The organism is Kitasatospora sp. P5_F3 (assembly GCF_054049135.1).
Genome location: NZ_JBFUMY010000043.1, coordinates 1 through 24,496, shown reverse-complemented (window position 1 = coordinate 24,496; position 24,496 = coordinate 1). Strand labels below are relative to the sequence as shown.

The window sequence follows — 24,496 nt, the reverse complement described above, 5'->3', positions numbered from 1 at the left end:
AGGGTGCTCCTGCGGCCCGTGGTTTTTTCCCCGGGCGCCCCGACCTCGAAAGGCCTCACCGTCATGAACGACCGTCAGCCCGCACCGTTCGGGAACTTCGAGACCGCCTTCGCCGCCCTCACGCTGGAGGAGCCGCTCGTCGGGCCGGTGGCGGACGCGTTGAAGAACTGGGACGTGCCCGGCGCCGCCCAGTCGGTGCTGTACGTCGACACCGATCCGTCGAAGGCCGACACCGCCGTGTTCTGCGAGGCGTACGACGTCGCCCCCGAGGTGTCCGCGAACTGTGTGGTGATCGCGGCCAAGCGCGGCGGGGAGACCACCCTGGCCGCCTGCCTGGCACTGGCCGGGACCCGGGTGGACGTGAACACGGCCGTCCGCAAGCACCTCGGCGCGCGCAAGGCGTCCTTCGCGCCGATGGAGACGGCCGTCGCGGAGACCGGCATGGAGTACGGCGGCATCACGCCCGTCGGCCTCCCGGCCGGCTGGTCGCTGCTGATCGACGCGGCCGTGGTGGCGGCGCCGTACGTGCTGGTCGGCAGCGGGCGCAGGCGGGGCAAGCTGATCCTGCCGGGGCGGGTGCTGGCCCAACTGCCGGGGGCGCAGGTGTTGGAGGGACTGGCGGGGTAGCGGTCTAGGGTGGCCGGATGAGCGAAGACACCGTCGTCACACTGCGGCCCGTACGGGAGGACGACCTCCGGGTCCTCGAAGCGTTCCTCACGGATCCCGAGGCGGCCGGGGAGTTCCAGTGGCAGGGCTGGTCGGACCCGGGGCGCTGGCGTCGGCAGTGGCTGGAGAACGGGATGCTGGGCGAGGAGGGCGGCACGCTGATGGTGGCCGCCGCCGACAGGGAACCGGCCGGGTTCGTCTCCTGGCGGAAGGTGATGTGCTGGCGTGGCTCGTCCTGCTGGAACGCCGGGATCTCGCTGCTGCCGGCGGTCCGCGGGCGCGGCCTCGGCGCTCCGGCGATGCGCGAGCTGGTCCGGTACCTGTTCGCGCACACCCAGCTGGTCCGGGTGGAGGCGGCCACCGAGGTGGCGAACATCGCCGCCCAACGGGTGCTGGAGCGGGCCGGGTTCAGCCGGGAGGGCGTGCTGCGCAGCGTTGCGTACCGGAACGGGCAGTGGCACGACGGGGTGGGGTACAGCGTGCTGCGCTCCGACCCCACCTGGCAGTAGCGGCGCTGGGAGCCGCAGCGCCCGCGGTGGCCCGCACCGCCGAAAATCTCCGAGAAAATCTTCCGCGACGTTGAGTGCTCCGCCGCCCGGCTCCGTACTGATGGATGCGAACGTCCATCAGATCTCGTGGGGGAGACCACTCATGCGCAACCTTCGCCGTACCGCCCTGCTGACCGCCCCGGCCGTGGCCGGTCTGCTGCTGCTCACCGCCTGTGGCTCGGACAGCAAGCCCGCCGCCACCACCTCGGCGCCCGCCGCAGCCACGCCGTCCGCGCCCGCCGGCTCCGCGTCTGCAGGCTCCGCGCCCGCTGCCGACAAGGCCGTGCTGAAGGGCTCGCTGGCCGCCGGGAACACCGCGAAGTTCGGGGCGATCGTGCTCGACGGCCTCGACTACACGCTCTACCGCTTCGACAAGGACACCGCCAACCCGTCGGCCTCCAACTGCAACGCCGACTGCGCCGCCAAGTGGCCGCCGGTGCCGGTGAACGCCCAGAGCACGCTCAAGGGCATCGACGGCAAGCTGGTCGGCAGCGTCACTCGGGCCGACGGCACCAAGCAGCTCACCCTGGGCGGCTGGCCGCTCTACCGCTTCGCGGGCGACAAGGCCCCGGGCGAGACCAACGGCCAGGGCGTGGGCGGCACTTGGTACATCGCGGCCCCCGACGGCAAGAAGGCCGCGGCCGCCACCGGCACGGGCGGCAACGGCTACTGATGGGCTCCGTGACCACGCTGCTGCTCGACGAGGAGAGGCGCATGCGGCACGATTCGGCCGTGACCGGAGCACGGAACGAGGCGGTGCGGAGCGAGGCGGTGCAGGGCGAGGAGCTGATCCGCGCCCTGCACGACCAGCATGCCGCCGCCCTGCTCAGCTTCGTGCTCCGGCTGGTCGGCGGCGACCGGCACCAGGCCGAGGACGTGGTGCAGGAGACGCTGGTCCGGGCCTGGCGGAACATCCACCGCCTGGAGCCGACCGCCGCCTCGCTCCGTCCCTGGCTGGTGACCGTCGCCCGGCGGATCGTCATCGACGGTCACCGGAGCCGGCAGTCGCGCCCGCCCGAGGTGGGTGATGCGATGCTCGAAGTCATGCCCGCAGAGGACGAATTGGAGAAGGCGCTGCGCCTGATGACCATCTCCGACGCCCTGGACGCCCTCACCGAGCCGCACCGGCAGGTGATCGTCGAGACCTACCTCAAGGGACGGACGGTCAACGAGGCCGCCGCCGTGCTCGGTGTGCCCGCCGGTACCGTACGGTCCAGGGTCTTCTACGCGCTCCGCTCGCTCAAGATCGCACTCGAAGAACGAGGAGTGACATCGTGACGTCCCCGCAGGAGCAGCACCTCGATGTGGGTGCCTACGTCCTCGGGCTGCTCGAACCGGAGGAGATGGCGGAGTTCGCGGTGCATCTGGCGGACTGCGCCCAGTGCACGGCCGAGGCTGCGGAACTCTCCGGACTGGAAACGCTGCTCGCGGAGTACGCGGACGCGGTGCGTCCGGTGGCCGACGCCGCCCCAGGTGTCGCCCCCGGCGCGGAGCTGCTGGAGCGGATGGTCGCCGAGGTGACCACCGTCCGGCGCACCTCCCGGACCCGTCGGCTCTTCCTGGTCGCCGCCGCCGTCGCGGCCCTGATCGCGGGGCCGCTGGTCGGTGCGTCGATCAGCGACAGCGACGGCCCTGCCCCGGTGGCCCACTCCACCAGTCCTGCACAGGACTTGATGGACCACGGCACCATCCGGACGGCGACCGACCGGACCACCGGAGCGGTCGCCACGGTCGCCCTGGAGGACAAGAAGTGGGGCACCCACGTCGCCCTCCGGCTGGGGGGCGTCAAGGGTCCGCTGTCCTGCTCCCTGATCGCGGTGGCCCGGGACGGACAGCGCCAGACCGTCACCAGCTGGGCCGTCCCGGAGGCCGGCTACGGCACTCCGGCCCAGCAGGACGCCCTGGTCACGCACGGCGGCATCGGCTTCCCGGCCACCCAGATCGACCACTTCGAGGTCCGCACCACCGAAGGCAGCGAACTGGTCGCCATCCCGGTCTGACACCAGGCCCGGCCCCGCGCAGCCGCTCAGGGCCGGGCCACCGCCGGCGCCCGGTCCGCGTACGGGTTGCGCGGCTGCGGGACGGTGCGCACCTCGAGGACGTCCAGGTTCGGGACGGGCGAGCGGTTGTCGAGCTGGGCGAACCGCCAGCGGCCGGTGACCTCGACCCAACTGTCCAGCGTGGGGGCGTCCTTGCCGTGGACGGCGACCCGGAGCGGGCGGGCGTCGGCGGCGCAGCAGCTGACGGTCAGTCGGTTCAGGTGCCAGTCCGTCCCGCTGCCACCCTTGGTGACGAAGCCGGTGAGCACCACCTGCCGCCCCGTCAGGCTCGCACTGTCGTGCAGGCTGCGTCCGATGAACTCGGACATCGACATCGGGGTGGCAGGACCGCTCGCCAACTCCCGGTAGTCGGCCCGCTCGACGGTGGCGGCGGCCCCGTCCCGGTTCGCGGTGTAGGAGCCGAGCGCGGGCGGCGCGAAGAACAGCAGCGCCAGCGCGGGTGCGCCGAGCAGCCAGGCGATCCGCGGGCCGGCCCCGTGGCTGTGCCCGTGTCCGTCCTCCTCGTCGTGGTCGTGCTCGGCGGCGTGCGGCTCGACCCGGTACACCCCGTGCTCGTCCCGCCGGTAGTGCTGGACGGGCTGCCGCAGCAGCGCGCGCGACTCCCGCACCAGGCCGGTCAGTCCGAGCCCGAGCAGGACCACCCCGGAGAGCACCACCAACGGGTGCAGGCTCTCCTTCACGTACCGGAGGTAGACCTCGCTGCCGACCGTGATCCGCAACAGCGCCGCGCCGAGCAGCACCAGCAGCGCCGGATACGTCAGCTTCCTCACAGCAGCACTGCTCCGATCAGCACGCTGACCAGCACGGCGACCACGAAGGTGGTGCCGGCGAAGCGCACGGTGAAGGCGCGGCCGAACGCGCCGGACTGAAGGGCGATCAGTTTCAGGTCGACCATCGGGCCGACCACCATGAAGGCGAGCCGGGCGGTGGGGGAGAAGCCGGTGAGCGAGGCGGCGACGAAGGCGTCCGCCTCCGAGCAGACCGAGAGCAGCACGGCGAGCAGCGCCAGCAGCGGCACGGAGAGCCAGGGCGAGTCGGTGAACATGGCCAACACGCCTGGTGGGACAAGGACGTTGAAGGTCGCCGCCGCCATCGCGCCGACCACCAGGAAGCCGCCCGCGTGCATGAAGTCGTGCTGCATGCCGCGCCGGAACTCGGCCCAGCGTGAGTCGCCGGGGCCGTGGGCCTCTGGGCGCTTCGGCAGCCGCAGCCACTCCTCCTTGCCGAATCTGACCCAGAGCCAGCCCATGGTGATCGCGGTGGCCAGTGAGGCGGCCAGCCGGGCGGCCACCATCTCGGGCTGCCCGGGGAAGGCGATCGCGGTCGAGACCAGGACCACCGGGTTGACGGCGGGCGCCGAGAGCAGGAAGGCGAGCGCGGCGGCGGGGGTGACCCCGCGCCGCATCAGACTGCCCGCGACCGGCACCGAGGCGCACTCGCAGCCGGGCAGTACCACCCCCGCGATCCCGGCCACCGGCACGGCCAGCGCCGGGTTCTTCGGCAGTATCCGGGCGAACAGGCTGGGCGGTACGAAGGCGCCGATCGCGGCCGAGACCACCGTGCCGAGCACCAGGAACGGCACGCCCTGCACCACGATCGAGACCAGCAACGTCCGCCAGGCGTGCACCACTTCGGCCTCGGACCAGCCGAACAGGCCGGTGCCGGCCAGCACCACCAGCGCGCAGCCAACCGCTGGGAGCAGGCCGCCGGACTGGTGGGGCCGGTCGGTCAGTGGCTCGGCGGTGCGCCCCCTCGGTGCCGTCGCCTGTGTCGTCCCCATCGAGTCCGCCTCTGCTGCGTGAGCTGCTCGTGGCAGCACTCGGAGACCGGCCCGGTCGGTCCGGCCGGGTGGCGGAGCAAAGACTAGCGACGATAACCATATTCATCTACGCCTGCGCGCCTGCCAGTTCTCCGGGCAGTCGGAGGGTCGGTCGGCCCGGCCCGAGCGGGATCTCGAAGTGCACGGTGGCCACGCCGGGCCCGTGCTCGCCGGTGGTGCGCGCGTCGCAGACCTCGACCGCCAGGCTGCGCCAGAAGGGTTCAGCGCCGGGGATGTCCACGTTGGTGTGCAGGTAGAGGTGCTGATATCCACCCTCCCGGCCGGCGAAGTCCGTCGCCAGCGCGACCATCCGCCGGGCCAGCCCGTGCCGACGGTGGCCGTCCCGGACGTACACCCGGACGAGTTGCGCGGTGAGCCCCGAGGGGTAGCGCTCGGCCAGCCACTGCGGGTGCGGCGGGTGGGCCGGGCCGCGCGAGTGCAGGGCGGTGCTGCCGACCACCTCGCCGTCCGGCCCGGTGGCCACGATCAGCGCGTGCCGGGGGTGGTCGAGGTAGGTCGCCTCCAGGGCGACCACGTCCTCGTGCCAGGCGGGGACGTAGCCGTAGCCGAACTCGCGGTAGAAGGTGTCGAGCATCAGGGCGCGGGCGCCGGGCAGGTCGTCCCGGCGGGCATGGCGTACCTGGTAAGGCTGGTGACTGGTCATCAGTTCGTCCTGGGTGGCGTCGGCCGGTGGGCGGAATCACACTCTACATGGAAACGGTTTCCATGTAGACGTATTGAAAATGAAAACGTGTGTCGGCTAGGTTCTGCTTCTACACCGTCCTGCCGGGTGGAGCGAGAGGGAGATCCGTGGCGCATCTGTTGGTGATCGAAAGCTGGGTCGGGTCCATGAGCAGACTGCTGCCCAGGGCCATCGGGGAGGGCGGGCACCGGTTCACATTCCTGACCCGGGACCTGCACCACTACCTCCGGGCGGCGCCGGCCGACACCGCCCACCCGCTGCTGGCGGCCGCCAACGTGCTGACTGCCGACACCAACGACCCCGGGACGCTGCTCCCGTACGTCGAGCGGCTGCACCAGGTGCTCGGCTTCGACGGGGTGGTCTCGTCCTGCGACTACTACCTGCCCACCGTGGCGCTGGTGGCCGAGCGGCTCGGGCTGCCCGGTCCCTCGGTGGCGGCGGTCACGGCCGCCTGCCGGAAGGATCTGACCCGGCAGCGGCTGGCCGAGGAAGGAGTGCCGGGGCCCCGGTTCGCGCTCTGTCGGGACCGGGACGAGGCGGTCGAGGCGGCGGCCGGGATCGGCTACCCGCTGGTGGTCAAGCCGGTCGACCTGTGCGCCGGGATGCTGGTCCGCAAGGTCGCGAACGTGGCCGAACTGCACGCGGCCTACCGCGAGTCGGACGAGTTCCCGGTGAACGCCCGGGGTCAGCGGCGGCAGCCCGTGGTGCTGCTGGAGGAGCTGCTCGGCGGGCCCGAGGTGAGCGTCGAGACCGTGTCCTACGGTGGCCGGACCGAGGTGGTCGGGGTTACCAGCAAGAGCGTCGGCGGTGCGCCCGCCTTCATCGAGACCGGGCACATGTTCCCGGCCGCGCTGAGCCCGGCGGACGCGGCGACCGTCGCCGGGACCGCCGTCCGGGCGCTGGCCGCGCTCGGGCTCGACCAGCTGGTCGCGCACACCGAGATCAAGCTGACCCCGCGCGGCCCCCGGGTGGTCGAGGTCAACCCCCGCCCGGCCGGGAACCGGATCACCGAGCTGATCCGCCGGGTCGCCGGGATCGACCTGGCGGCGGCGGCCGTGGACGTCGCGCTCGGCGCCGTCCCGGACCTGACGGTCCGTCCGACCGGCGTCGCCAGTGCCGCGATCGCCTTCCTGCTACCGGAGCAGGACGGCCTGCTGACCGGGATCGACGGTGCGGAGCAGGTCGGCCAGGAGCCGGCGGTGGTCGAGCTGACCCTCGCCGAGCCGGGCCGCCAGGTCCGCCGCGCGGTCAGCAACAACGAGTACCTCGGCCACCTGCTGGCCACCGACACCGAGGGCGCCGCCGCGCTCGACACCGCCGAGCGGCTGCTCGCCCGGCTGGTGCCCTGTTACGCGGAGGAGGCGGTGCGGGCATGAACAGCACCAAGACCGACTCGGTCGGCCGACTGGTCGAGCAGGTCAACTCCGGTGCGTACGGCCTCGATCCGGCGGCCGAGCGGGTCGCGCTGGCCTTCACCACCAGCCAGGCCGTCCGGCACACCGGCCGGGCGAGCGGGTACCGCAACGAGGTGCTCAGCCTGCGGCTCGGCCCGGCCGTCGGCTCCTGCGCGGTCGAGCCCGGCGCGCTGCCGCCCGGGGCACTGGACGACTGCGTCGGTGCGAGCGTCGCCGAGCTGCTGGCACACCCGCTGCTGCCGGTGCGGATCGCCGCCCTGGACGCCTTCCTGCTGCTGGCCCGCCCGCACACCCCCGAGCACGGCGCCCGTTCGGTGCCGATCCCGGCCGGGAGTTCGCTGGTCCGCTCGCGGGCCCGGGCCCGCGCGGTGGTCGGTCTGGTCCCGGCCGAGGCCCGGCGGGTGCTGGTGGTCGGGGTGGTCAACTCGCTGCTGGAGCAGCTCCGCGAGCGCGGCACGGCGTACGTCCCGTGCGACCTCAAGGGCGGGTGGACGGAGTGGGGCGAGCCGATCCGCACAGCACCCGAACTCGACGACTGCGACGCGCTGTTGGTCTCCGGGATGACGCTCGGCAACGGCAGCTTCGAGACCTTCGCCGAGCACGCCCGGCGGACCGGCAAGCCGCTGGTGATGTTCGCCCAGACCGGCAGCGCCGTGCTGCCCCGGCTGCTGGGGGACGGGGTGGCGGCGGTCAGCGCCGAGCCCTATCCGTTCTTCTGGCTCGACGGCGGCCCCGGCACCGTCCACCTTTACGGAGGTCCGCGATGACCACCGCCGTGCGGTCGCCCGTCACCGCCAACCCCGAGTTGCTCTCGCTGCTCGGCCACACCCCGCTGGCCCGGATCAGCGCGCCGCTGCCGCAGTCGCACCCTGGCTTCTGGGCGAAGCTGGAGTACCTGGGCGCGGGCGGCATGAAGGCCCGGTCGGCCGTCGCGATGCTGCGCGGCGCCCACGCCCGGGGCGAACTCCGCAGCGGCGCACCGGTGGTGGAGTCGACCTCGGGCACCCTGGGGATCGGTCTGGCCTTCGCCGGGCAGGCCCTCGGGCACCCGGTGGTGCTGGTCGGCGACACCGAACTCGAGCCGTCCATGCGTCAGTTGCTCCGCTCGTACGGAGCCCGCCTCGAACTGGTCGACCGGCCGGCCGAGCGCGGCGGCTGGCAGGCCGCCCGGCTGGACCGGCTGCGGGAGGTGCTCGACCGGCTGCCCGGTGCGTACTGGCCGGACCAGTACAACAACCCGGACAACGCCGCCGGTTACCTCTCGATGGCCCGTGAGCTGACGGACCGTCTGGACCACCTGGACGTGCTGGTGTGCAGCGTCGGCACCGGCGGCCACAGCGCCGGGCTGGTCGAGCCGCTGCGCCGTCGCTGGCCCCGCCTCCAGGTGATCGGGGTCGACTCGGTCGGCTCGGCGATCTTCGGCCAGCCTGCCAGGCCCCGGCTGATGCGCGGGCTCGGCAGCAGCATCCACCCGCGCAACGTGGGCTACCGGCACTTCGACGAGGTGCACTGGGTCGGCCCGGCCGAGGCGGTGGACGCCTGCCGTCGGCTGGCCAGGGGCAGCTTCGTGAGCGGCGGCTGGAGTACCGGCGCGGTCGCCCTGGTCTCCGCCTGGGCTGCCAGGGTGCAGCCCGGCGCGGTGGTCGCCACCGTCTTCCCGGATGGCCCGCACCGCTACCTGGGCACGGTCTACGACGACGACTGGTGCCACGCCCACCAGCTGCCCGCACCGGTCTCCCGACCGGTGGAGATCCCGCACCCGGGTGCCGTCGAGGTGACCGGTTGGGCGCGTTGCCGCACTGTCATCGACCCCCTGACGACCGCGTTGGAGACCCGACCGTGAAACTCGACCTGCGCGTGGTGGAGCTCCACCTGACCGAACCGCTGCGCATCTCCCGCTCCACCATGAGCGCCCGGGACTCCGTCGAACTCGCAGTCCGACACGGCGGGTTGAGCGGCTACGGCGAGGTGGTCGCCAGCACGTACCTGGGCCTGCCGACCGAGCGGATCCTCCGGCACAGCCGGGCTCTGAACCTGGTCCGCTACCCCGACCCGGAGACCGCGCTGATCGAACTCCAGCGCCTGGAGGCCCCGTTCAAGGAGCTGCCGCCCGGAGTGCTGGCCGGAGTGGAGGCCGCCCTGCTCGACCTGGTCGGCAAGCGGGCCGGTGCCCCCGTGCACCAACTGCTCGGACTGCTCGGCACCCCGGCCGCCGCCACCGCCCGCACCATCGCCATCGTCGACCCGGTCCGGGCCGCCGCCCAGGCCGCCCGGCTGGCGGTCAGCGGCTTCCGGGTGCTCAAGGTCAAGGCGGGCTCACCCGATCCCGAGGACGACCTGGCCCGGGTCAGGGCCGTGCAGATAGGAGCCCCCGAGGCCGAGTTGCTGCTCGACCCGAACGGGGCCTGGACGGTGGCCCAGTCGCTGGCCCTGATACCGAGGTTCGCCGAGCTCGGGGTGACCGCCGTCGAACAGCCCACCGCCCCCGGACACCCGGAGTGGCTGGCCGAGGTGGCCCAACGCTCCGAACTGCCGGTGATCGCCGACGAGGACGCCGTCTCACTGGACGACGCCGAGCGGCTGGCCGGGCGGGTGCAGGGGATCAACATCAAGCTCGCCAAGTGCGGCGGTGTCTCGGCCGCACTGCGGATCTGCGCCGCCTTGCACGGCAGCGGCACCGAGGTGATGCTCGGCTGTCTGACGGCCAGTTCGCTCGGCATCGCCCCCGCCGTGCACCTGGTGGACCGGGCGCGCTGGGTCGACCTGGACGGCCACCTGCTGCTCCGGTACGACCCCTGGTGCGGCATCGGCGGCACCGACGGCGTGGTCCGGGCCGCCGACCGGGCCGGGCTCGGCGTCCGGCCGACCAAGACACCCGAGACAGCCGAGACACCCGGGACGACCGCGTGAGGACGGTGCGCGCGGTCCGCAGTTTCCCGCTGCCGGTACGGCTGCTGCTGGTCAACCAACTCGGCGTCAACACCGGCTTCTACCTGCTGATCCCGTACCTGGCCACCCACCTCGGGCAGGACCTGGGCCTGTCAGCGGTGGCGGTCGGGCTGGTGCTCGGCGTGCGCAACCTCAGCCAGCAGGGCCTGTTCATTCTGGGCGGTTCGGCCGCCGACCGGCTCGGCGCGCGGGGTGTGATCATCGCGGGCTGCGCGCTGCGCACCGTCGGCTTCGGCCTGTTCGCGCTCGGCGACGGGATGGCGGTCCTGCTGGCGGCCTCGGTGCTCAGCGGACTGGCCGGAGCACTGTTCAACCCGGCCGTGCGGACCTACCTGGCGCACGAGTCGGCGGAGCGGAAGGCGGAGGCGTTTGCCCTGTTCAGCGTCTTCGCCACCACGGGTGCGCTGCTCGGCCCGCTGCTCGGGACGGCGCTGCTGCTGGTCGACTTCCGGGCCGCCGCGCTCACCGCCGCCGGGATCTTCGCCCTGCTGACGGTGGCCCAGGCCTGCGTGCTGCCACCCCGGCCGGTGCCGGCGCCGAGCACCGGTGTGCTCGGTGACTGGCGCGAAGTCCTCGGCGACCGCCGGTTCCTGGCCTTCGCGCTGGCCCTGGTCGGCCTGTACGCGCTGCAGAGCCAGCTCTACCTGCTGCTGCCCGACCGGGCGCGCCAGGTCACCGGCTGGGACGGCTCGGTCAGCCTGCTCTTCCTGACCAGCACGGTCGCCAACCTGACCCTGCAACTGCGAATAACCCGCTCGCTCCAGCAGCGCGGCACCCGGGGCCGGTGGATCGCCCTGGGACTGCTGGTGGCCGGGCTCGGCTTCCTGCTGCCGCTGCTGGCAGGCGGGTTGGTGCCACTGCTGCTGACTGCTCTGCTGTTGCAGATCGGTGTGATGATCGCTCAGCCCTTCGTCCAGGAGCTGATACCGGCCTTCGGCCGGGACAGCCTGACCGGCACCTACTACGGCGTCTTCTACCTGGTCTCCGGACTGGCCGCCGCGCTCGGTAACGCCTCCGTCGGCTGGGCGATGGACGCCGCCGACTGGGCGCCCTGGCTGCTCTGTAGCGCCCTCGGGCTGACCTGCGCCCTCGCGGTCGCCCGGCAACGGGCCCGGCTGCCCGACCCGACCACCCGACACCTGATCGGAGAACCGCTGTGACCAGCGGAAACCTGCTGACCGACACGCCAGAGCTGTACGAGCTCCGGTTCCCCGACCCCGACCACCTGGCGGCCCGCTGGGCCGACGCCACCCTGCGCCGCTACGGCGCCGGGCCCCGCGTGCTCGACCTCGGCTGCGGCACCGGCCGGGACGCCGCCTGGCTGCACCGGCACGGCGGGCGGCACGTGCTCGGCCTGGACAGCTCCCCGGCGATGGTCGAACACGCCCGCACCCGGCACCCCGGCCCCGAGTACCGCTGCGGCGACATGCGCGAACTCGACCTGGGGGAGCGCAGGTTCGACGCGGTGCTCTGCCTGGACAGCGCCCTGCTGTACTGCCACACCAACCAGGACCTCGACCGCCTGCTCGACCGTTGCCGCCAACACCTGGCCCCCGGCGGCCTGTTGGTGGCGGAGATGCGCAACGGGGCGTACTTCCTCGGCCGGACCGACCTGCTGGACGCCGTCCGCACCGACAGTGTCGAGCACGACGGTGTCCGGTACACCTCCCGCACCAGGCTGTGGATCGACCACCCGGCCCAGCTGCTGCGCCGCTCCCGGGAGTGGAGCAGCGAGGACGGCGGCGCACCGGTCGAGCAGCGCTCCGCCTGGCGGCTGCTCTTCCCGCAGGAGCTGCGCCACCTGCTGGCGGCGCACGGCTTCGAGGTGCTCACCCTGCACGACCGCCCGGGCCCGCGGACCGATCCGGCCTGGGCCGAGGGCGCCGAACCCGCCGACACCGCCGACTCCGACCGGCTGCACCTGGTCGCCCGACTTGCCGACACCACCACTGAATCGAGCAGACCGTGAAGCGCCGTACCGTCCTGATAGCCGCAGCCGCCCTGGGAGTTGCGGGCTGCACCACCACCGCCGAGGCCCCTTCCGCCGACCGCGCGACCCCGAAGAGCGGCGGTCGGCTGCGGACGATATTCGCCGGCGGTGGCACCAACGAGACCCTCGACCCGCACCTGAGCAACCTGTTCGTGGACGCGGCCCGGGCCAAGGCGCTCTACGACAAGCTGGCCGACTCCGGCTCCGACCTGGCCGCCGTGCCCCGGCTGGCTACCGGCTGGGAGCCGAACGCAACCCTGGACGTGTGGACCGTCAAGCTGCGCAGGGCGACCTTCCACGACGGCCGCCCGGTCACCGCCGAGGACGTGCTGTACAGCTACCGCCGGATCACCGACCCCAAGCGCGCCTTCCGGGCGAAGGCTTCGCTGGAGCCGGTGGACCTGGCCGCCAGCCGGGCCGTCGACGAGGGCACGGTGGAGTTCAAGCTCAAGCGCCCGTACGCCGAATTCCCCAACGTGCTGTCCGCGTTCGGTGCCTACATCGTGCCGAAGGACACCGAGAGCTTCACCGAGCCGGTCGGTTCGGGCCCGTTCAGGTACGTCTCGTTCAGGCCCGGCAGCTCGCTGCTGGTGAAGCGCAACCCCGACTACTGGGAGGGCGCCCCGCACCTGGACGAGCTGGAGATCCTGATCGCCAACGAGGAGTCCGCCAGGGTCAGCGCACTGCTGGGCGGACAGGCCGACTACGCCCACGAGTTGAACCCCGCCACCGCCCGTGCCCACGAGGGCCGGGGCAAGGTGGAGGTGATCCGGCTGCGGAACAGCGCCATGCAGGGCTTCGTGATGAAGACCGACCGGGCGCCGTTCGACGACAAGCGGGTCCGGCAGGCGTTCTTCCTGATCGCCGACCGCAAGGAGTTGGTCGACGGTGCGCTGTCCGGCGCGGGTGAGGTCGGCAACGACCTGTTCGGCAAGGGGGCGCAGTACTACCCGAGCGAACTCCCGCAGCGCACCCAGGACTTGGCGAAGGCCAGGGCGCTGCTCAAGGAGGCCGGGCAGGAGAATCTCAAGGTCACCCTGGACACCTCGCCGGTGGCCGCCGGATTCGTCGAGGCGGCGGGCATCTTCAAGGACCAGGCGGCAAAGGCCGGCGTCACGATCGAGGTCAAGGTTGGCAACAAGGACACCTACTGGAAGGACATCCTGGACGGCGGCGTGTTGGCCTCCTACCGCTCGGGCACCATGCCGATCGAGTCGCACCTCTCCCAGCGGCTGTTGACCAAGTCCACCACCAACGCCACGCACTGGAAGCAGCCCGACTTCGACGACCTCTACCTGCAGGCCCAGTCCACCGCGGACCCGGTCGCCCGCACGGCGATCTACCAGCGGATGCAGCGCCGGCTGTACGACGAGGGCGGCTTCCTGATCTGGGGCTTCGCGGACTGGATCGTCGCCACGGCGCCCACCGTGCGCGGGGTCGCCAAGGATGCCCCGGCCAACACGCTCGACTGGGCCCGCTTCGACAAGACCTGGCTGGCATGACCCGAATCCGGCCTGCCCGGTCCTGGCCTGCCCGGTCCTGGCTGGTCCGATCCTGGCTGGGCCGCCGACTGCTGCTCGGGGTGGCGCAGTCGGCGGCCGTGCTGGTGCTGATCTTCGTGCTCACCGAGGCACTGCCGGGAGATGCCGCCGTCGCCCTGGCCGGGGACAACCCCGACCCCGAGCGGATCGCGCTGATCCGGCAGGCCATGCAGCTGGACCGCCCGGCCGCCGAACGCTTCCTCGGCTGGCTCGCCGAACTGCTGCACGGCGACCTCGGCCGCTCGCTGGTGACCGGACGACCCGTCAGCGGCTACCTGGCCGACGGCCTCGGGGTCACCCTGCTGCTGGCCGGGCTGACCCTCGCCCTGCTCGTCCCGCTCGCCCTCTGGCTCGGCATGCTGGCCGCCCGCCGGGAGGGTTCCAGGCTGGACCGGCTGATCAGCTCGGCGACTCTCGCGGTCTATGCCGCACCGGAGTTCGCGCTCGGCATGCTGCTCAGTACGGTGCTGGCACTGCGGCTCGGCTGGCTGCCACCGACCGCCGTCGGCGGTGTGGCAGCCGACCCGGCGGTGCTGGTGCTCCCGGTGCTGGTGCTGCTGGCCCGGCCGGTCTGTTCGATCAGCCGACTGGTGCGGGCCGGGATGATCGAGGCACTGGCCCGGCCGTACGTCGCCCAGGCCCGCCGCTACGGCGTACCGGAGTGGCGGGTGCGCTGGCTGCACGCGCTGCCCAACGCGCTGGCCCCGGCGGCCCAGCAGCTGGCCAGGACCTGCGACTGGCTGCTCTGCGGGGTGGTCGTGGTGGAGGCGCTGTTCGTGCTGCCAGGTCTGGGCAGCGTGCTGCTGGACGCGGTGGCGGCCCGGGACGTGCCGGTGGTGCAGGGGCTGGCGGTGGTCTTCGCGCTGCTCACCGTCGTGCTCAACCTGGGCGCCGACCTGGTGGCCCGGCGGTTCGCGCCACGGACGGAGCTGACCCGATGACCCGTAGCCGGTACGCCCTCGGGGCGGCGCTGGTCGCGCTGCCGTTGCTGCTGGCCCTGTTCGGACCGTTGCTCGCGGGCGAGGCCGGGCCCCGGGCGGTGTCCTTCACCCAGGGCGCGGGCCACTGGCTGGGCACCGACTTCACCGGACGCGACGTCTGGCGCCAAGTCCTGCTCGGCGGCCGGTCGGTGGTGCTGGTGGCGGTGGCCGCCACGGCGCTGGCGTACGCGGTCGCGCTGCCGCTCGGGCTGGCCGCCGCGCTCACCCGGTCGGCCTGGCTGGAGGAGCTGCTGATGCGGCCGCTGGACGTGCTGCTCGCGGTGCCCTCGCTGATCCTGGTGCTGCTGGTGGCCGCCGCGCTGGAGCCGGGCCCGGTCGGCCTGACCGTGCTGGTGGCCTTCGTCGCGGTGCCGGACGCCGCCCGGGTGCTGCACGCCGCCGCGGTGGAGATCGCCGCCCGCCCCGCGGTCGAGGCGCTGCGGATGCACCGTGAGTCCTGGGCCCGGATCGCGCTCGGCTACACCACCCGGGAGCTGCGCCGCACGCTGGCCGCCGACCTGGGCAGCCGGCTGGTCGGAGCGCTCTATCTGGTCAGCACCGCCGCCTTCCTCGGCGTCGGGGTGGCCCCGGACGCCGCCGACTGGGCCGTGATGGTGGACCGGAACCGGCCGGGCCTCGACCTCCAGCCCTGGGCCGTACTGGTCCCCGCCGCGCTGATCGCCGCGCTCTCGACCGGGGTCAACCTGCTGTTCGACGCGGCGCTGCAAGGGCGCAGCGGCAAGGGAGTTGAGCGATGACCGACCCACTGGTCGAGGTACGGAACCTGCGGGTCGAGGTCGGCGGGCGGACCCTGCTGGACGGGGTGGACCTGCGCGCGTACCCCGGCCGGGTGACCGCCCTGCTCGGCGCCTCGGGCAGCGGCAAGACCACCACCGGCCTGGCGCTGCTCGGCGAGTACCCCGAGGGCGCCAAGGTCTCCGGCCTGGTCCGGGCCCCGGCCGGGGCGGTCGGCTACGTGCCGCAGCACCCGGCCACCGTGCTCAACCCGGCCCGCCGGATCGGTGCCCAACTGGGCGAGCTGGGGCCCGGGGCGGCAGTCGAGGACGCGCTCCGTCGGGCCCGGCTGGAGGACCCTGCCGCCGTGCTGCGGCGCTTCCCGCACCAGCTCTCCGGCGGGCAGCAGCAGCGGGTGGTGATCGCCCAGGCTCTGCTGTTCGGCGCCCGGGTCCTGGTCGCCGACGAGCCGACCACCGGGCAGGACCCGGAGACCAAGCGGCACCTGGTCGCCGAGCTGGCCGCGCTGGTACGGGACGGCCTGGCGCTGGTGCTGCTCAGTCACGATCTCGACGTGGTGCGGGAGTTGGCCGACGAGGTGGTGATGCTGCGCGGCGGCCGGGTGGTCGAGGCGGGCGCCTGGGCCGAGCAACCCGAACCCGGGCGCCCACGCTCCGCCGGGCCCACCGAGCCGGTGCTGACGGTGCGGCAGTTGACCGCCCGTCACCCGGGTGGAGCGCCGGTGTCGCCCGAGGTCTCGCTCACCCTGGGCCGTGGCGAGTGCCTCGCCCTGACCGGCCGTTCGGGCAGCGGGAAGACCACCCTGGGCCGTTGCCTGGCCGGCCTGCACAGTGCCTACCAGGGCACGGTCGCCCTGGACGGGCGCCCGCTGCCGCGCAGCCTGCGTTCCCGCAGCCGGACCGAGCTCGCGGCGGTGCAGTACGTCTTCCAGGACGCCCGGGCCGCCTTCGACGAGCGCCGCCCGGTGGTCGGGCAGGTGGCCAGGGCGGCGGTCCGGGTCGGCGGTCTCGGCCCGGCGGAGGCCGGCCGGGCGGCGGCCCGGCTGCTCGCCGAGCTGGGCGTACCGACCACCGGCCGGCCGGCCGAGCTCTCCGGTGGTGAGCTGCAACGGGCCGCGCTGGCCCGGGCGTTGGTGGTCGGCCCCCGGGTGCTGGTCTGCGACGAGATCACCTCGGGCCTGGACGCGCTGAGCCGCCGCCGGATCCTGGACCACCTGGCCGGGCTCCGGGACCGTACCGGCCTGGCGCTGCTGCTGATCACCCACGACCGGGCGGCGGCCGACCTGCTGGCCGACCGCACGATGCACCTTCAGACAGCCCCCAACGGCGGGGTGTCGGGTTCCCGGAGCACGGCCAGGTAGTGCTCGCGCGGGAGCAACTCGGCGCCCAGCGAGCGGATGTGCGGGCTGTCCCACTGGGCGTCCAGCAGCCGGCCGCCGACCGCGCCGAACCGGGCGCCGAGATCGGCCAGGGCGGCGGTGCCCGCTCCCGGCCGACGGTGGAACATCGAGTCCAGGCTGAGCACCGGCCCCACCTGGATCCCGTACACCCCGCCGACCAGCTCGTCCTGCTCCCAGACCTCCCCGCTGACCGCCCGCCCGTCCCGGTGCAGTTCGCGCAGTGCGGCCGTCAACTCGTCGGTCAGCCAGACGGGTTGGCGGTCGCGGCGGCACTCCTCCAGCACCCGGTCGAAAGCCTGCCCCACCGTGCAGCTCCAGCGTGGCCCGGCCCGCAGGCGGTCCACCGGCAGCACCGGCCGTGGATCGGGTGACCACCAGGCCAGCGCGTACGGGTCGTCCCCGCCGACCAGGGGGGCAGGGCCGTCCGCCCAGCGTGCCTCGTTGAAGGCGGCGAGGACCGGATCGGCCGCGGGGAAGGGGAACAGTCCGGCCCGGTAGGCGCCGAGCAGGGTGCCGGCGTCCAGTGCCCCGCCGAAGGCCACCGGACCGTCGGCGGGCGCCTCGGTCAGGTCCAACTCCTCCCACCACACGGTCGGTTCACCTGCCCGCGGTCGGCGGGTCGAGGTAGCCGGAGCCGATCAGGTTCCGCAGGTAGCGGTCCAGCAGCGCGCCGTCCACCGGCGGGAACTCCACCCCGCTCCCGGCCAGGTCGGCATCCACCCCGGACCGGTCGAAGCGCGGGAAGGTCCGGCGGAAGTACAGCTCGCTGACGGTCAGTTCGGGCCGCCCCGCGCAGCGGTCCACGAACAGCGGCAGGAAGGGGGTGGCCGGGTGCTTGGGGTGCTCGGCGGCGTACCGGGCGAACCGGCGCACCCACTCCTGGTACGGCAGATCCTCCACCGGGTAGCCGAACGCCCGTAGCCGGGCGGTGAGTTCGCCGAGCAGCGGGTGCCGGGGGTTGGTCAGGTGGTACGCCTGTCCGGTGGCCTCGACGTGGGTGGCGAGGTAGGTCACCGCGCGGGCGAAGCTGTCGGCGGGCAGGAAGTCCATCGGCAGGTCCACGTCGGGTGCGCACCCGGTGTCGGCGATCAGCCGGATCAGCGCGCAGATCTCGGTGGTGCTGTTCATCGCGCCGGTGGCCTGGTCACCGGTGACGTCGTTCAGCCGGTGGACAACCACCGGGAGCCCGGCCTCGGCCGCCTGCCGCAGCAGCTCCTCGGCGACCCACTTGGTCTCCGCGTACCCGACCGAGAGGTGCCCCGGGTGCCCGAGCGGGGTGCGCTCGGTGACCTGCCGGACACCGGCCGCCCCGTAGCCGGCCAGCACCGACATGCTGGACAGATGGTGCAGCGGGACGGCCCGGGAGTGCCCGGCCAGCCGGACCAGCTCGCGGGTGCCACCGACGTTGACGGCGCTCAACTCCCGGTACGGATAGATGAAGTTGACCCGGGCGGCGCAGTGCAGGATCAGGTCGAGCCGGTCGGCCAGCTCGGTGAACCGACGCTCGGTCAGCCCGAGCAGCGGCGCCCCGAGGTCGCCGGGCTCGGGCACCACCCGGCCCGGCGCCACCCCGTCCAGCGGGTCCCGGAGCAGGTGGCGCAGCCCGGCCGCGCGCAGCCGGTCCAGCGCCTGCCCGGGGTCGGTGTCGCGGACCAGGCAGTGCACGGTGGCGTCGGTCTCCCGGAGCAGGGCGTCCAGCAGGTGCGAGCCGCAGTAGCCGGTGGCCCCGGTCAGCAGGATCGCGCCGGGGCGGCGCCAGTTCGGCACCGGCCCGCCGTTGCTCCTGATCGGCACCCCGAGCTCGGCCTCGGCGACGAAGTCGGGCGGCAGGTCGCCGGCCGTCAGGGTCCCGGCCCGGGCCGCCTGGGTGTTGCGGGCGAACGCGGCCAGCGTCGGTTCGGCCAGCAACGCGCGGGTGAGCGCCCGGAGTTGGCCGACCCCGATACCGAACATGATCCGGGCCCTGGCCAGCATCTCGGTGGCCAGCAGCGAGTCGCCGCCGATCCGGAAGAAGTCGTCCCCGGGGCGCACCTGCTCCAGGTGCAGCATCCGGGCCCAGAGCTCGGCCACACCGGTGCCGACCGGGGTGAGCGGCTCGGCGTCGGCGTCGGCGTCGGCGGTCGGCGGCGGAGAGGTGGAGAGCAGCAGACCCTTGCGGTCCAGCTTGCCGTTGTGATCCAGCGGCAGCTCGGCCACCTCGGCCAGCCTGGCGGGCAGCATCCAGCCGGCCAGCCGCTCGGTCAGGAACCTGCTCACGTCCTCGGCCGGTACCGGGCCCGCGGTGGTGTAGAACGCGGCCAGCGCCCCGTTCTCCGGCACCACGACGGCCTGGTCCACCGCCGGGTGGTCGGTCAGGGCCGACTCCACCTCGGCCGGATCGACCCGGTAGCCGCGGATCTTCACCTGCCGGTCGAGCCGGCCCAGGCACTCCAGCTCGCCGTCCGCCCGCCACCGGCCCAGGTCCCCGGTCCGGCACATCCGGGCGCCCGGCTCGGCCGCGTACGGGTCGGGCCGGAACAGCTCGGCGGTCCGGCCAGGCTGCCGCCAGAGGCCGAGTGCGACGCCGGGGCCGCCGATGTAGATCTCCCCGGGCCGTCCGGGCGGGACCGGCCTGAGCTGCTCGTCCAGCAGGTGCACGGTGGCTCCGCCGACCGGCCGCCCGATCGGCGCCGAAGTGCCGGGCGGGCCCGTCAGCAGCTCGGGGCGCAGCGCGCAGAGTGTGGAGGTGATGGTGGTCTCGGTGAGCCCGTAGGCGTTCAACAGCTGGATCCCGGGCCGTCGCCGGAGCCAGCGCCGGCAGTCCTCGGGCCGTACGGTGTCGCCGCCGACGATCACCAGCCGCAGGTCGCCCGGTGGCGCCGGGTCGCGCTCGGTGGCGTTCTGGAACTGGTGCCAGTACGCCGGGGTCAGGTCGGCCACGGTGATCCGGTGTGTCCTGAGCCGGTCGGCCAGCTCGGTCGGCGCGCACCCCCGCCGGTCGGCCAGCACCACGGTGGCACCGCCGATCAGCGGTGCGAAGACCTGCTCCAGCGAGGTGTCGAAGCCGAGCGCGGCCAACTGGAGCACCCGGTCCGCCGGGCGCAGCCCGTACGCCGCGACCAGCGCGGTCAGTACGGTGGCGAACGAGCGGTGACTGACCATCACGCCCTTGGGCTCGCCGGTCGATCCGGAGGTGTAGATCAGGTACGCCGGGTCCTCCGGCCCAGGGACGGGCAGCGGGCCGCCGGGATCCGGGCCGTCCTCGACCACCATGGCGCGGTCGGTGAGCCCGCGGTGGTTTCGGTCGGTGAGCACCGGGTCCGCCCCGGCGTCGGCGATCAGCCGGTCCAGCCGGTGCTGCGGCAGCGCGGGGTCGAGCGGCAGGAAGGCGGCGCCCGACCTGAGCACGGCGAGCAGCGCGACCACCATGCCGGGGCTGCGGTCGTGACAGACCGCCACGGTGTGCCGCGCTCCGACACCACGGGCGACCAGCCGCCGGGCCAACCGGTCCGCGCGCCGGTCCAACTCCGCGTAGTCGAGCGTGCCGTGTTCCGAAATCACCGCAGGATGACCGGGAATCAGCCGGGCCCTGGCCCGGACCAGTTCCGGCACGGAAATCTCCGCGGAATCGGTGGAACGTGGGCGGATATCCGCCCACAGAGCGTCGACGGCCGATGCACAGTCGGCCAACGCCGCTGGTCGTCCCACTTGTTGCCAGCCTGGCGGCAGCTCGCGCAGACTCGGCCAGATCGAGTACTGGCCGCGCGAGTTCACCACCGTCACGTGCAATTCACGGTCCGCCACCTGTGGTCTCCCGGTGTACTCAGGACCCCCCGTGAACTGTTCTTCGAATATACGCCGTCAGGTATTCTGGTCAGGATTCCATTTCGGTTCCCCCGCCCCAGAGGCTGCGATGACCAGATGGCGATGGCCCTACCCGGCGTACGTCTTCCTCGGCTGGATGGCCCTGCTGACGGCGCTGTACTACACCCACTCCGACCAGCGGATCATCTGGTGGACCGGGATCGGCCTGAGCGGTGTGGCCGCGATCGTCTTCGGCACCTTCCGCAACCGGCCGGTCCACCCGCTGCCCTGGTTCCTGCTGGCCGCCGCGAACCTCAGCTTCACCGCGGGCGAGGTCGCCGAGGTGGTGCAGACCGAGATTCTCAACAGGGTCAACCCGTTCCCGTCCATCGCGGACGGCTTCTACCTGCTGACCTACCCGCTGTACGCGGCCGGGCTGTTGCTCTTCATCCGCCGCCGAAGTGCGGGCCGGGACCGGGGCAGCCTGCTGGACGCGCTGACCTTCACCGCCGGTCTCGCGCTGCTGGTCTGGATCTACATCGTGCTGCCGTCCGCGCAGAACTTGGAACTGACGTGGGTTCAGAAGACGTTCTCGATCGCCTACCCACTGGGCGACATCCTGGTACTGGCCATGCTGGTACGGCTGTTGGTGCCACGGGGCCCGCGCAGCTGGTCGCTGCGGCTGCTCACCGTGGGCACCCTCGGGATGCTGGCCTCGGACGTGATGTTCGGGCTGATCCAGCTGCACGGGACCTGGCGGATCGGCACCCCGGTGGACCTCGGCTGGGCCGCGTTCTACACCGCCTGGGGCATCGCCGCGATGCACCCCTCGATGGTCACCATGACCCGCCCGGCCCCGCGCCGGCGGCTCGAGGTGGCCCGGGGCCGGATCGGGCTGCTCGCCTTCGCCTCGCTGATCGCCCCGGCGATACTGATGCTGGACGCCTACGCTGGCGACACCAGCAACGTCGGTGTGGTGGCCGCCTTCTCCGCGCTGCTCTACCTGCTGGTGCTGGCCCGGCTGGCCGGGGTGGTGAGCACCCACCGGGAGGCCGTGGCCCGCGAGCGGGTGCTCAGGGTGGCGGTCAGCTCACTGGCCGCTGCCACCCGGGTGGACGAGGTGACCAGCGCGCTCCGGGCGGCCGGGGCCGCGCTGCCACCGCCCGATCCGCGCCGCCAGGTGCTGCTCGGGCTGAGCGAGGAGGGCGGCGGGGTCAGGTTCCAGCCGCCGTACGGCCGGCGCGGTGACTGGCCGGCCTTCCGGGTCCCGCACGCCGTCCATCTGCTGGCCGCCAGCGGGCGCAGCCACCAGTGCCGGGCGGCGGACCTGGGGGAGGAGCTGGAGTCGGCGCTGCACGGCGTCGACCAGGCCCTGGTCTGCCCGCTGGCCCTGCAGGACCGGCCCACCGGCGACCCGCTGATCGGCGTGCTGATCGTCGGCGGCGAGGAGGAGGAGCTGTCGGCGCTCGCCGACACGCTGGGCTCGCTCGCCTCGCAGGCGGCGCTGGCGCTGGAGCGGATCACGCTCAGCGAGGAGGTCAACCGCCGCAACAGCGAGGCGTACTTCCGCAGCCTGGTGCAGAACGCCTCGGACGTGATCCTGATCCTGGACGAGGGCGACCGGGTCAGGTACGCCTCCACCTCGGCCGACCGGGTGCTCGGCCATCCCGACCTGGTGGGCACCTCGATCGCCGCCCTGGTGCCGCCGGAGGAGAGCCTGGGCGTGGTCGGTGCGCTGGACCAGATGCGCGACCCGGGCAGCCGGGAGCGGCGCGAGCACTGGCGGATGATCCGGCACGACGGGGTGGCGATCGAGGTCGAGGTCAGGCACAGCGACCTGCGCGGCGACCCGGCGGTGGCCGGGCTGGTGCTGACCCTCCGGGATGTCACCGAACAGCGGCAGCTGGAGCGCGAGTTGAGCCACCGGGCGTTCCACGACTCGCTGACCGGGCTGGCCAACCGGGTGCTCTTCCACGACCGGGTCACCCAGGCCTTCCGACGGGGTGTCCGAGGTGGCAGGGCGGCCGGGGTGCTGCTGATCGACATCGACGACTTCAAGGTGGTCAACGACGCGATGGGCCACAGCGTCGGCGACGAGCTGCTGGTGGCGGTCTCGCTGCGGCTCTCCACCATCGCGCGGGCCTCGGACACCGCAGCCCGGCTCGGCGGCGACGAGTTCGCCGTCCTGATCGAGGACGCCCGTACCCCGGCTGACGCCGAGGGCTTCGCCGAGCACGTGATCCGCGCCTTCGACGAGCCGTTCCGGCTCAGCGTCGGCCCGGTCAACGTCTCGGTCAGCCTGGGTGTGGCGACCACCGACGACAGCGTCGACTCGACCGAGCTGCTCACCCACGCCGACCTCGCGCTGTACGCGGCCAAGGGCTCCGGCAAGCGGCAGTGGCGCCGGTTCCAGCCGGTCCTGCAGGAGGGCATGATCGAGCGCCACGAGCTCCAGGAGAGCCTGCACGGGGCCGTCGCGGACTCCGCCTTCCATCTGCTCTACCAGCCGATCGTGGAGATCGGCAGCGGCGACCTGGAGGGCTTCGAGGCCCTGGTGCGCTGGCCGCACGCCAAGCGCGGCCTGGTCCCGCCCGAGCAGTTCATCACGCTGGCCGAGGAGAGCGGGCAGATCGTCCCGCTCGGCGCCTGGGTGCTCGGCCGGGCGACCGCCGAGGCGGCCCGCTGGCAGCAGTCGGCCGACGGCGGCAGCCCGCTGTACGTGAGCGTCAACGTCTCGGCCCGGCAGTTCCGTGACCCGGGCTTCGTCGAGGTGGTGCTGGCCGCCCTGGACGGGTGCGGGATGCAGCCGGGATCGCTGGTGCTGGAGCTGACCGAGAGCGTGCTGATGCAGCGTGACGACCGGGTCAGGTCCGACCTGCTGACGCTGAGTGAGCTGGGCATCAGGCTGGCGATCGACGACTTCGGCACGGGGTACTCCTCGCTCAGCTACCTGCGTGAGTTCCCGATCACCATCCTGAAGATCGACAAGTCCTTCATCGACGGCCTGGACCGCTCCCCGCAGCAGTACGCCCTGGTCGAGGGCATCACCCGGATCGCCGAGACGCTGGGCGTCCGGGTGATCGCGGAGGGGATCGAGACCGCCCGGCAGCGCGAGCTGCTCGGCGTGATGGGCTGCCCGCTCGGGCAGGGCTACCTGTTCGCCCGCCCGATGGAACCGGACAAGGCGGAGGCCTTGATCCGCAGCGGCCGGGCGTACGCGGAGCTGCCGGGGGCGGTCTCCTGAGCCTGGGCCGGAAGGGGGCTGGGCTAGGATCGCGCCCATGCCGGCGGTCACCCGAGTCCCGAACCACGGCCCCCGCCGTGCGGTGCTCGGCTGGTGGGCCGCGCTGGTCCTGGTGCTGGCCGTCGCCCTCTCGCACGGCCTCGGCGCCGAAGGCCCGTCCGGGCACCACCCCGTCGGCCTGGCGGCGGCGGCCGCGCACGGCGACCACTCAGCCGGGCACGATCACGACACCGCTGAGCCTCGCCACCAAGAGGCCGCGCACTGCACCGCGAGCCACCCGGAGCCGGGCCCGGACGACGAGCACGGTACGCACTCCTGCCTGGCCGGCCAGCCGGGCGACGGCGTCGGCCCGGCCGCCCCGGGGCCCGCGCTCGCGGTCGAACCGCCGACCCCCGCCGCCGCTGCGGTGGCCGGTCCCGGCGGCAGGCCGGTGCCCAGGCCGCCACCGGAAGACACCCCCTCACCGGGCAGGCTGCGGATTTAGGGCCTGTCTGACCATTCCCGTCGGGTCCGGGTCGCCCGGCACGCACGCTCGCCGCACGGCCGAAACACCCAAGTAGCTCCGCTACAAGGGCGCCCCGGCCGCACGCCGATCGCACGCACCGACCGACCCGGCCTGATCCGACGCGAATGGCCAGACAGG

22 protein-coding genes are annotated in these 24,496 nt (G+C 73.2%); 17 read left to right on the top strand and 5 right to left on the bottom strand.

Annotated elements, in window-relative coordinates; all coding sequences use genetic code 11:
• Window positions 1–63 precede the first annotated feature (63 nt).
• From ACXJMZ_RS24355 to ACXJMZ_RS24335, 5 genes are all read left to right on the top strand, one after another.
• Entirely contained in the window at window positions 64–627 is a 564-nt protein-coding gene (locus ACXJMZ_RS24355; RefSeq protein WP_457032182.1) for a YbaK/EbsC family protein, read from the top strand.
• Window positions 628–644: 17 nt separating this feature from the next.
• Window positions 645–1,175 (top strand): GNAT family N-acetyltransferase, encoded by a 531-nt coding sequence (locus ACXJMZ_RS24350; protein WP_457032181.1) that lies wholly within the window; start codon window positions 645–647, stop codon window positions 1,173–1,175.
• A 142-nt stretch (window positions 1,176–1,317) separates the two neighbouring features.
• Window positions 1,318–1,887 (top strand): hypothetical protein, encoded by a 570-nt coding sequence (locus tag ACXJMZ_RS24345; protein ID WP_457032180.1) that lies wholly within the window; start codon window positions 1,318–1,320, stop codon window positions 1,885–1,887.
• Between the two features lie 41 nt (window positions 1,888–1,928).
• Complete coding sequence (locus tag ACXJMZ_RS24340) at window positions 1,929–2,492, top strand: sigma-70 family RNA polymerase sigma factor (protein WP_057239316.1); 564 nt, start codon at window positions 1,929–1,931, stop codon at window positions 2,490–2,492.
• On the top strand, window positions 2,489–3,214 hold the full coding sequence (locus tag ACXJMZ_RS24335; RefSeq protein ID WP_457032179.1) for a zf-HC2 domain-containing protein: 726 nt from the start codon (window positions 2,489–2,491) through the stop codon (window positions 3,212–3,214). The genes ACXJMZ_RS24340 and ACXJMZ_RS24335 overlap by 4 nt, the downstream gene beginning before the upstream one ends.
• Window positions 3,215–3,240: 26 nt before the next feature.
• Here the strand turns inward: ACXJMZ_RS24335 and ACXJMZ_RS24330 are convergent, their stop codons facing one another.
• The 3 genes from ACXJMZ_RS24330 to ACXJMZ_RS24320 form a co-directional block, all read right to left on the bottom strand.
• Window positions 3,241–4,044 carry a TIGR03943 family putative permease subunit gene (locus ACXJMZ_RS24330; protein WP_457032178.1) on the bottom strand — a complete coding sequence of 268 codons (804 nt, stop codon included), beginning with the start codon at window positions 4,042–4,044 and terminating at the stop codon, window positions 3,241–3,243.
• Complete coding sequence (locus ACXJMZ_RS24325) at window positions 4,041–5,054, bottom strand: permease (protein ID WP_457032177.1); 1,014 nt, start codon at window positions 5,052–5,054, stop codon at window positions 4,041–4,043. The genes ACXJMZ_RS24330 and ACXJMZ_RS24325 overlap by 4 nt, the downstream gene beginning before the upstream one ends.
• A gap of 106 nt (window positions 5,055–5,160) precedes the next feature.
• The gene (locus ACXJMZ_RS24320) at window positions 5,161–5,757 is read right to left on the bottom strand and encodes a GNAT family N-acetyltransferase (RefSeq protein ID WP_457032176.1); all 597 of its coding nucleotides are present in this window, start codon (window positions 5,755–5,757) and stop codon (window positions 5,161–5,163) included.
• A gap of 146 nt (window positions 5,758–5,903) precedes the next feature.
• Here ACXJMZ_RS24320 and ACXJMZ_RS24315 point away from each other — a divergent pair, with 146 nt between their 5' ends.
• Genes ACXJMZ_RS24315 through ACXJMZ_RS24270 form a run of 10 tightly spaced genes read left to right on the top strand, consistent with a single transcriptional unit; the run spans window position 5,904 to window position 16,787 of the window.
• On the top strand, window positions 5,904–7,172 hold the full coding sequence (locus ACXJMZ_RS24315) for an ATP-grasp domain-containing protein (RefSeq protein WP_457032175.1): 1,269 nt from the start codon (window positions 5,904–5,906) through the stop codon (window positions 7,170–7,172).
• Window positions 7,169–7,978: a hypothetical protein gene (locus ACXJMZ_RS24310; protein WP_457032174.1), complete on the top strand. Its 810-nt coding sequence runs from the start codon at window positions 7,169–7,171 to the stop codon at window positions 7,976–7,978. The genes ACXJMZ_RS24315 and ACXJMZ_RS24310 overlap by 4 nt, the downstream gene beginning before the upstream one ends.
• On the top strand, window positions 7,975–9,054 hold the full coding sequence (locus ACXJMZ_RS24305) for a PLP-dependent cysteine synthase family protein (RefSeq protein WP_457032173.1): 1,080 nt from the start codon (window positions 7,975–7,977) through the stop codon (window positions 9,052–9,054). The genes ACXJMZ_RS24310 and ACXJMZ_RS24305 overlap by 4 nt, the downstream gene beginning before the upstream one ends.
• A complete protein-coding gene (locus ACXJMZ_RS24300; RefSeq protein ID WP_457032172.1) occupies window positions 9,051–10,121 on the top strand; it encodes a mandelate racemase/muconate lactonizing enzyme family protein in 1,071 nt (356 codons plus the stop codon). The genes ACXJMZ_RS24305 and ACXJMZ_RS24300 overlap by 4 nt, the downstream gene beginning before the upstream one ends.
• Window positions 10,118–11,320, top strand: coding sequence for an MFS transporter (locus tag ACXJMZ_RS24295; RefSeq protein ID WP_457032171.1), 1,203 nt, complete (start codon window positions 10,118–10,120; stop codon window positions 11,318–11,320). Before ACXJMZ_RS24300 ends, ACXJMZ_RS24295 begins: the two co-directional genes overlap by 4 nt.
• Window positions 11,317–12,129: a class I SAM-dependent methyltransferase gene (locus ACXJMZ_RS24290; RefSeq protein WP_457032170.1), complete on the top strand. Its 813-nt coding sequence runs from the start codon at window positions 11,317–11,319 to the stop codon at window positions 12,127–12,129. The genes ACXJMZ_RS24295 and ACXJMZ_RS24290 overlap by 4 nt, the downstream gene beginning before the upstream one ends.
• On the top strand, window positions 12,126–13,652 hold the full coding sequence (locus tag ACXJMZ_RS24285; protein WP_457032169.1) for an ABC transporter substrate-binding protein: 1,527 nt from the start codon (window positions 12,126–12,128) through the stop codon (window positions 13,650–13,652). The genes ACXJMZ_RS24290 and ACXJMZ_RS24285 overlap by 4 nt, the downstream gene beginning before the upstream one ends.
• Entirely contained in the window at window positions 13,649–14,632 is a 984-nt protein-coding gene (locus tag ACXJMZ_RS24280) for an ABC transporter permease (protein ID WP_457032168.1), read from the top strand. Before ACXJMZ_RS24285 ends, ACXJMZ_RS24280 begins: the two co-directional genes overlap by 4 nt.
• Window positions 14,629–15,429 carry an ABC transporter permease gene (locus ACXJMZ_RS24275; RefSeq protein WP_457032167.1) on the top strand — a complete coding sequence of 267 codons (801 nt, stop codon included), beginning with the start codon at window positions 14,629–14,631 and terminating at the stop codon, window positions 15,427–15,429. The genes ACXJMZ_RS24280 and ACXJMZ_RS24275 overlap by 4 nt, the downstream gene beginning before the upstream one ends.
• On the top strand, window positions 15,426–16,787 hold the full coding sequence (locus ACXJMZ_RS24270; protein WP_457032166.1) for an ABC transporter ATP-binding protein: 1,362 nt from the start codon (window positions 15,426–15,428) through the stop codon (window positions 16,785–16,787). Before ACXJMZ_RS24275 ends, ACXJMZ_RS24270 begins: the two co-directional genes overlap by 4 nt.
• Here the strand turns inward: ACXJMZ_RS24270 and ACXJMZ_RS24265 are convergent.
• Both ACXJMZ_RS24265 and ACXJMZ_RS24260 read right to left on the bottom strand, forming a co-directional pair.
• On the bottom strand, window positions 16,736–17,416 hold the full coding sequence (locus ACXJMZ_RS24265) for a leucyl/phenylalanyl-tRNA--protein transferase (protein WP_457032165.1): 681 nt from the start codon (window positions 17,414–17,416) through the stop codon (window positions 16,736–16,738). The two genes, ACXJMZ_RS24270 and ACXJMZ_RS24265, sit on opposite strands and share 52 nt — an antisense overlap.
• Window positions 17,417–17,423: 7 nt before the next feature.
• On the bottom strand, window positions 17,424–20,579 hold the full coding sequence (locus tag ACXJMZ_RS24260) for an amino acid adenylation domain-containing protein (protein ID WP_457032191.1): 3,156 nt from the start codon (window positions 20,577–20,579) through the stop codon (window positions 17,424–17,426).
• 139 nt (window positions 20,580–20,718) lie between these two features.
• On the opposite strand from ACXJMZ_RS24260, the gene ACXJMZ_RS24255 reads away from it, so the two are divergent.
• Both ACXJMZ_RS24255 and ACXJMZ_RS24250 read left to right on the top strand, forming a co-directional pair.
• Window positions 20,719–23,853: a putative bifunctional diguanylate cyclase/phosphodiesterase gene (locus ACXJMZ_RS24255; RefSeq protein ID WP_457032164.1), complete on the top strand. Its 3,135-nt coding sequence runs from the start codon at window positions 20,719–20,721 to the stop codon at window positions 23,851–23,853.
• 37 nt (window positions 23,854–23,890) lie between these two features.
• A complete protein-coding gene (locus tag ACXJMZ_RS24250) occupies window positions 23,891–24,337 on the top strand; it encodes a hypothetical protein (protein ID WP_457032163.1) in 447 nt (148 codons plus the stop codon).
• Window positions 24,338–24,496 lie beyond the last annotated feature (159 nt).

Excerpts from the sequence above, each read along its gene's own strand:
- ACXJMZ_RS24345 (WP_457032180.1), top strand. The coding sequence starts at position 1,318 with ATGCGCAACCTTCGCCGTACCGCCCTGCTGACCGCCCCGGCCGTGGCC.
- ACXJMZ_RS24325 (WP_457032177.1), bottom strand. The coding sequence starts at position 5,054 with ATGGGGACGACACAGGCGACGGCACCGAGGGGGCGCACCGCCGAGCCA.
- ACXJMZ_RS24275 (WP_457032167.1), top strand. The coding sequence starts at position 14,629 with ATGACCCGTAGCCGGTACGCCCTCGGGGCGGCGCTGGTCGCGCTGCCG.
- ACXJMZ_RS24255 (WP_457032164.1), top strand. The coding sequence starts at position 20,719 with ATGACCAGATGGCGATGGCCCTACCCGGCGTACGTCTTCCTCGGCTGG.
- ACXJMZ_RS24250 (WP_457032163.1), top strand. The coding sequence starts at position 23,891 with ATGCCGGCGGTCACCCGAGTCCCGAACCACGGCCCCCGCCGTGCGGTG.
- ACXJMZ_RS24280 (WP_457032168.1), top strand. The coding sequence starts at position 13,649 with ATGACCCGAATCCGGCCTGCCCGGTCCTGGCCTGCCCGGTCCTGGCTG.
- ACXJMZ_RS24355 (WP_457032182.1), top strand. The coding sequence starts at position 64 with ATGAACGACCGTCAGCCCGCACCGTTCGGGAACTTCGAGACCGCCTTC.
- ACXJMZ_RS24320 (WP_457032176.1), bottom strand. The coding sequence starts at position 5,757 with ATGACCAGTCACCAGCCTTACCAGGTACGCCATGCCCGCCGGGACGAC.
- ACXJMZ_RS24270 (WP_457032166.1), top strand. The coding sequence starts at position 15,426 with ATGACCGACCCACTGGTCGAGGTACGGAACCTGCGGGTCGAGGTCGGC.
- ACXJMZ_RS24310 (WP_457032174.1), top strand. The coding sequence starts at position 7,169 with ATGAACAGCACCAAGACCGACTCGGTCGGCCGACTGGTCGAGCAGGTC.
- ACXJMZ_RS24305 (WP_457032173.1), top strand. The coding sequence starts at position 7,975 with ATGACCACCGCCGTGCGGTCGCCCGTCACCGCCAACCCCGAGTTGCTC.
- ACXJMZ_RS24350 (WP_457032181.1), top strand. The coding sequence starts at position 645 with ATGAGCGAAGACACCGTCGTCACACTGCGGCCCGTACGGGAGGACGAC.
- ACXJMZ_RS24340 (WP_057239316.1), top strand. The coding sequence starts at position 1,929 with ATGCGGCACGATTCGGCCGTGACCGGAGCACGGAACGAGGCGGTGCGG.